Source organism: Methyloceanibacter sp. (genome assembly GCF_035650995.1).
Taxonomy (GTDB): domain Bacteria; phylum Pseudomonadota; class Alphaproteobacteria; order Rhizobiales; family Methyloligellaceae; genus Methyloceanibacter.
In genome coordinates, this window is the sequence record NZ_DASRGO010000081.1 from 1 (window position 1) to 5,689 (window position 5,689).

At 65.4% G+C, this 5,689-nt stretch carries 8 protein-coding genes; all 8 read left to right on the plus strand.

The annotated features are described in order from the left end of the window. The coding region (locus VFB18_RS06500) for a hypothetical protein (RefSeq protein ID WP_324972467.1) at window positions 1-260 on the plus strand (260 nt) is incomplete at its 5' end. Window positions 261-408: 148 nt separating this feature from the next. Beyond that, window positions 409-636, plus strand: coding sequence for a hypothetical protein (locus VFB18_RS06505; protein ID WP_324972471.1), 228 nt, complete (start codon window positions 409-411; stop codon window positions 634-636). 108 nt (window positions 637-744) lie between these two features. After that, window positions 745-1,044 (plus strand): hypothetical protein, encoded by a 300-nt coding sequence (locus VFB18_RS06510; RefSeq protein ID WP_324972474.1) that lies wholly within the window; start codon window positions 745-747, stop codon window positions 1,042-1,044. Window positions 1,045-1,080: 36 nt separating this feature from the next. Further along, the gene (locus VFB18_RS06515; RefSeq protein WP_324972477.1) at window positions 1,081-1,752 is read left to right on the plus strand and encodes a response regulator transcription factor; all 672 of its coding nucleotides are present in this window, start codon (window positions 1,081-1,083) and stop codon (window positions 1,750-1,752) included. Next, window positions 1,742-3,106: an ATP-binding protein gene (locus tag VFB18_RS06520; RefSeq protein WP_324972479.1), complete on the plus strand. Its 1,365-nt coding sequence runs from the start codon at window positions 1,742-1,744 to the stop codon at window positions 3,104-3,106. Before VFB18_RS06515 ends, VFB18_RS06520 begins: the two co-directional genes overlap by 11 nt. Window positions 3,107-3,236: 130 nt before the next feature. Continuing rightward, entirely contained in the window at window positions 3,237-3,704 is a 468-nt protein-coding gene (locus tag VFB18_RS06525; protein WP_324972481.1) for an RT0821/Lpp0805 family surface protein, read from the plus strand. A 134-nt stretch (window positions 3,705-3,838) separates the two neighbouring features. Next, window positions 3,839-5,026, plus strand: coding sequence for a c-type cytochrome biogenesis protein CcmI (gene ccmI, locus VFB18_RS06530; RefSeq protein WP_324972483.1), 1,188 nt, complete (start codon window positions 3,839-3,841; stop codon window positions 5,024-5,026). Next, window positions 5,023-5,499 (plus strand): cytochrome c maturation protein CcmE, encoded by a 477-nt coding sequence (gene ccmE, locus VFB18_RS06535; protein ID WP_324972486.1) that lies wholly within the window; start codon window positions 5,023-5,025, stop codon window positions 5,497-5,499. The genes ccmI and ccmE overlap by 4 nt, the downstream gene beginning before the upstream one ends. The last annotated feature ends 190 nt before the right edge of the window (window positions 5,500-5,689 follow it).

Here is a 5,689-nt window from a genome sequence, read left to right on the forward strand (position 1 = left end):
TGATGATCGATGGAGCGAGAGTTTCTGGAGGTCAGACCATGTATCACGCCGTGGAAAAGCTGAGCGCGGAACAGGCCGCGGCCGCCGGCGGAATCGGCTCGGGGGTCTCGATCGCAGCCGCGGTCGCGATCGACCCTGTCGCGTGGGTTCCCTGGCTCCAGATCGCGACACTCATCGTCGGGTTTGTCACCGGTCTTGGCTCGCTCGCGCTCGTCGTGATGAAGCTCATGCAGCAGCGCCGCGCCATGCGCGAGGACTAGCCAGACTCCGAACATGATTGTTGTTCGCTCGTGGCCGAGAGACCGGCCGCTACCCGCTTGCGCCCTCAGTGTCGTCGCCGAGGCGCCGGCGCACCTCGTCCTGCTCACCGATGACTTTGCCATCACCCTCAAACCAAGGAGATCATCCATGAACGTTCTCGGCTACATCCTCTCCGGCGGCTTCGCCAACGGCTATCGCACGCAGGTCCTCGGTGTGAGCGCAGCGCTTTCCGTCGTCGCGATGTGGGCCGTCGGCGACATGTCGCTCACCGACCTGATCACGAAGCTCCCGGCCATTCTCGGCGGTCTCGGCCTTGCCGCCCTCGGCGCCAAGGTCGATGACGCGAAAACCCAGGCCAAGCCCAAGGGTAAGTGAGCCCGGCTGGCGCTTGAGCACGGCCGCAAAGCCGTGCTTTAGCGTTCATGTCTCATTCATGCGCGCTTATGTAAGGTCCCGCGCAACAAGGAAATCCGGGCTGGAACCATGTGGCGGGCAGTCAAGCTCATCATCACCCTTCTATTTGCCGCGGCGTCGCTGACCGTTGCGGGCCGGGCAGGCGAGCCCGGTTGCGTCGACTGGGGCAAGGCGGCGGCGATCATCGCGCAGAACGGCCTTCTTCCGGCAAGCGCCGTCTACCAGATGGTGCAGAAACGCACCGGCGGCAAAGTGGTGAGTCAGGCCCTGTGCAAGCAGGGTAACGGCTATGTCTATAAGCTTGTCGTGCTCGGTCCGACCGGCGAGGTCACCAACCTCACCGTTGACGCTGCTACCGGGCAGTTTTAAGGGGACGGAAGTCCCAAGCCGGGGAGGGCATTCATCTTGCGGCTTCTCGTCGTCGAGGACGATCCGGATCTGAACCGTCAGCTCGTCACGGCGCTCAGCGATGCGGGCTACGCCGTCGACACCGCCTTCGACGGGGAGGAGGGGCATTTTCTCGGCGACACCGAGCCCTACGACGCGGTCGTGCTCGACCTCGGCCTGCCCAAGAAGGACGGGCTCAGCGTGCTCGAGCAATGGCGGCGCGACAACCGCAAGATGCCGGTGCTGATCCTCACCGCGCGCGAGCGGTGGAGCGACAAGGTGGCGGGCATGGATGCGGGCGCCGACGACTACGTCGCCAAGCCCTTCCATATGGAGGAGGTGCTGGCGCGCTTGCGAGCGTTACTCAGGCGCGCGGCGGGGCACGCGAGCAACGAGATGGAATGCGGCGCGCTCCGTCTCGACACCAAGACGGCGCGCGTCACCGTCAACGGCCAGGCGGTCAAGCTGACCAGCCACGAATACCGCGTGCTCGCCTATCTCATGCTGCACCGGAACCGCGTCGTCTCCCGCACCGAGCTCGTCGAGCATCTCTACGAGCAGGATTTCGATCGCGACTCGAACACCGTCGAAGTGTTCATCGGGCGGTTGCGCAAGAAACTTCCCGTCGATGTCATCAAGACCGTGCGCGGGCTCGGCTATCGTCTCGCCGCCGAAAGCGATGAGGTTTAACTCTCTCGCCTTCCGGCTGTTCGCCTCCGCCGCGGCTTGGACGCTCGTGGTCATCCCCGTCACGGCGATCCTGCTCATCTCGCTCTACCGCACGACGCTCGAGCGGAATTTCGACGCCCGCCTCAACGTCTACATGACGAGCCTGGTCGCTTCGAGCACAGTCGGCGGCGCGCGTCAGCCGCAGGAACCCGCTCCCCTCGGCGAGCCCATCTTCACCATCCCCTTCTCCGGTTGGTACTGGCAGGTCAAGGCGCTCGACGGATCGGTGCGCCCTCTCTACGTCTCCGACTCGCTGCTCGACCAGCAGCTCAACCTGCCGAGCCAGAACGGAATCCCCCCCGATAATTCGCTTACCCGCAGCGCCTATGCGCAAGGGCCCGAAGGCCAGCGCCTTCGCGTGCTCGAGCGCGAAATCAGACCGGCCGGTCCAAACTCCACACCCTATTCCTATGCGGTCGCGGGCGACGGCGCGGAGATCGAGCGCGATCTGTCCGGCTTTACGCGGCTTCTGATTGCGGCCCTCGGCGTGCTCGGCCTCGGGCTCTTGGCGGCAACCTATTTCCAGGTTCGCTTCGGCCTCTCGCCGCTCGGCAATATCCGCAAGGATCTCGCCGCGATCAGGTCGGGACAGGCGGAGAAGCTCGAAGGCGAACTTCCCTACGAGATCAGGCCGCTGCAGCAGGAGCTGAATGCACTCATCCAATCGAACCGCGAGATCGTCGACCGGGCGCGCACCCATGTCGGCAATCTTGCGCACGCGCTCAAGACCCCGCTCAGTGTGATCGCGAACGAGGCGCGCACGCACAAGGGGCCGCTCGCCGAGAAGGTTGTCGAGCAGGCCGAGGTCATGCGCACGCAGATCACTCATCATCTCGACAGGGCGCGCGTGGCAGCGCGCTCGAGCGTGATCGGCGACGTCACCGACGTCGATCAGGTGCTGCAAGGGCTGAAGCGCGCACTCGACCGCATCCACGAGGAACGGGGACTTTCGCTCGAAGTCGAAGCGGCTCCGGGCCTGAAGTTCCAAGGGGAGCGGCAGGATTTCGAGGAGATGGTCGGCAACCTGCTCGACAATGCCTGCAAATGGGCGACCTCGCAGGTGAAAGCGACCGCGCGGGTGGCGGAAGGAAACAAGCGATTTCTCGTCATCATCGACGACGACGGTCCAGGATTGACCGAGGAGCAGCGCAAAAGGGCGGTGAAGCGGGGGCAAAGGCTCGATGAGAGCAAGCCGGGCTCGGGGCTTGGCCTCTCGATCGTCGCCGATCTCGCACATCTATATAAAGGCCGCTTCGAGCTCGAGCCGTCGCCGGAAGGGGGCTTGCGCGCCAAGCTCGAACTGCCAGCAGCCTGAATTCCCGGATTTTCCCCAGATCGCACGCATTTTGGCCAGAATTGTTATCTTTCAAGGATGCCGTGCGACGTTTAAACTCACTCAGTCTCTTGCCGGGGGCCGGGTTTGCGGACGGCCGAAGGGGGAAGCGATGAGACGAGCCACTCAGTTTGCCACCATCTTGGTTATTCCGTTGCTGGCCGCGGCGTGCGGGCCCGGCAACAAGCAGGGTACGGGCACCATTGTCGGCGCCACTGCAGGCGCCGTCGCGGGCGCTGCCATCGGCGGTCCGAACAATCGCGTCGGGGGCGCAGTCATCGGCGCGGCCGCGGGCGGCCTTCTCGGCAATCTGATCGGCCGCGATCTCGATGAGCGCGACCGGCAGCTGGCTGAGGCGGCCCAATATCAGGCCTTGGAATACGGGCATAGCGGCCAGCCGACGCCGTGGGACAACCCCGAGAACCAGCACCGCGGCCAGATCGTGCCCGGCAAGCCTTACGTGCAAAACGGCCTGAACTGCCGGACCTACACCCACACGATCTATATTTCCGGCCAGCCGCAGACGGCGCGGGGCACTGCGTGCCGCCAGCCGGACGGCACCTGGAAGGCCGTGGGCTAGGCCCGTTCGAACCTAAGAGATTGCGCGGAATTAATAATGTCACAGGCGGGCGGACCTTGCCCGCCGATCGGCGTTTCGCCTATGGCTAGCTCGTCCGCTCGTGCGGTCCGGTCCAGCGGAGGCGTCAGTCGCCCTTGTTGATTTGGTTCATCCTCGCTTGCCTCACGGCAGTCGTTCTCTACGTCCTGTTGCGGCCGCTTCTTGCCGCCGGGGAGGGCGAGGCCCCACGCGAGGCGTTCGACGCCACCGTCTATCGCGATCAACTCGGCGAGATCGAAGCCGACCGCGCGCGCGGCCTGATCGGGGACAGCGAGGCCGAGGCCGCGCGGCTCGAGATTGCACGGCGCTTGCTGCAAGCCGACAGCAAGGAGCACGCCAAAACGAGCGGACAGCCCGAGGCAAAGCGCGCGCGCGTCGCAACGGCCGTCGTTGCCATTGCGGTGCCGGTTGTCGCCCTCGGGCTCTACCTCCTCTACGGCTCTCCCCGTCTTCCCGACCAGCCGCTCGAAGCGCGGCTCGAAGATCCCGCCAACAGCCAGAACCTCGGTGCGCTCGTCGCCCGTGTCGAGGCGCGGCTCCGCGAGCATCCCGAGGAGGGCGAGGGCTGGGATGTGATCGCGCCGGTCTATCTCGGCGCGCAGCGTTACCAAGATGCCGCCGATGCCTATGGCGAGGCAATCAGGCTGCTCGGTCCCTCGGCCAAGCGGCTGTCGGGACAAGGCCAGGCGCTCGTGCTCGCCAATAACGGCGTGGTGAGCGAGGAGGCGCGCGGCATCCTCACCCGCGCGCTGGAACTTGATGCAAGTCTCATCGAGCCGCGCATCCTGCTTGCGATCGCCAAGGAGCAGGACGGGGATTTCGCCGGCGCGGTCGCGGATTGGCGCCTGCTGCTCGACAAGGCGCCGGCCGCCGCGCCCTGGCGCCAGATGGTCGAGCAGAGGGTCGCGAACGACGAGGCGCATCTCGCCGGTAAGCCGGTTCCAAAAGACCAGTCGGCCGCGGCCGAGACCGCGCCAGCGGCTCCCGGCGCCTCGAGCGATGCGGAGAGCGCAGCCGCGCAAAATCCCAAGGCCGGAACAACCATGAGCCCGGACAAGACGCAGGCCATGATCGAGATGATGGTGCAGCGTCTTGCCGCACGTCTCGATCAGGATGGAAGCGATCTTGGCGGCTGGCTCAAGCTCGTCAGAGCCTATAGCGTGCTCGACCGCAAGGACGACGCCTTGAAGGCGCTCGCCCGCGCCAAGAGCCAATTCTCAGGCAACGCAGAGGCGCTGCAACAGCTCGATCGGCTTGCAGCCGAGCTCGGATTGAGGTCATGACGCGGAAGCAGCGAAGAGGCGTTCTGATCGGCACCTGCCTTCTGGTGCTCGGCGTCGCCGTCGGGCTCGTGCTCTACGCCATGCGCGACTCGATCGTGTTCTTCTACAGTCCGAGCGAGGTCGCCAAGATGCAGATTGCGCCGGGTCAGCGCTTCAGGCTCGGCGGCCTGGTCGAGACGGGAAGCGTGGTGCGCGGGCAGGGAGCCACGATCCATTTCGTCGTCACCGACAAGGTATCAAACTTGCCCGTCACCTATACTGGCGTGCTGCCGGACCTCTTCCGCGAAGGACAGGGCGTGGTCGCCGAAGGCATGCTCGGAGCTGATGGCACCTTCCAGGCCGACAACGTTCTTGCCAAGCACGACGAGAAATACATGCCGCCCGAGGTTGCAAAGAAGCTGAAGGAAGAGGGCGTGTGGCGCGGCGAGGAGCAGGCCGCGACGCCGGGCGACGCTCAGGGCAAGGTCAATTAGGGAGAGACGGCGCTAGGAGATGATCGCCGAAACCGGACACTACGCGCTCATCCTCGCGCTCGCTGTCGCCATCGTGCAGACGGTGCTGCCCTTGATCGGCACGCGGACCGGGGACCGCCAGCTCATGCGCGTGGCGACGCCCGCGGCGCAAGCCGAGTTCGTGCTCGTCGCCATCGCCTTCCTGGCGCTG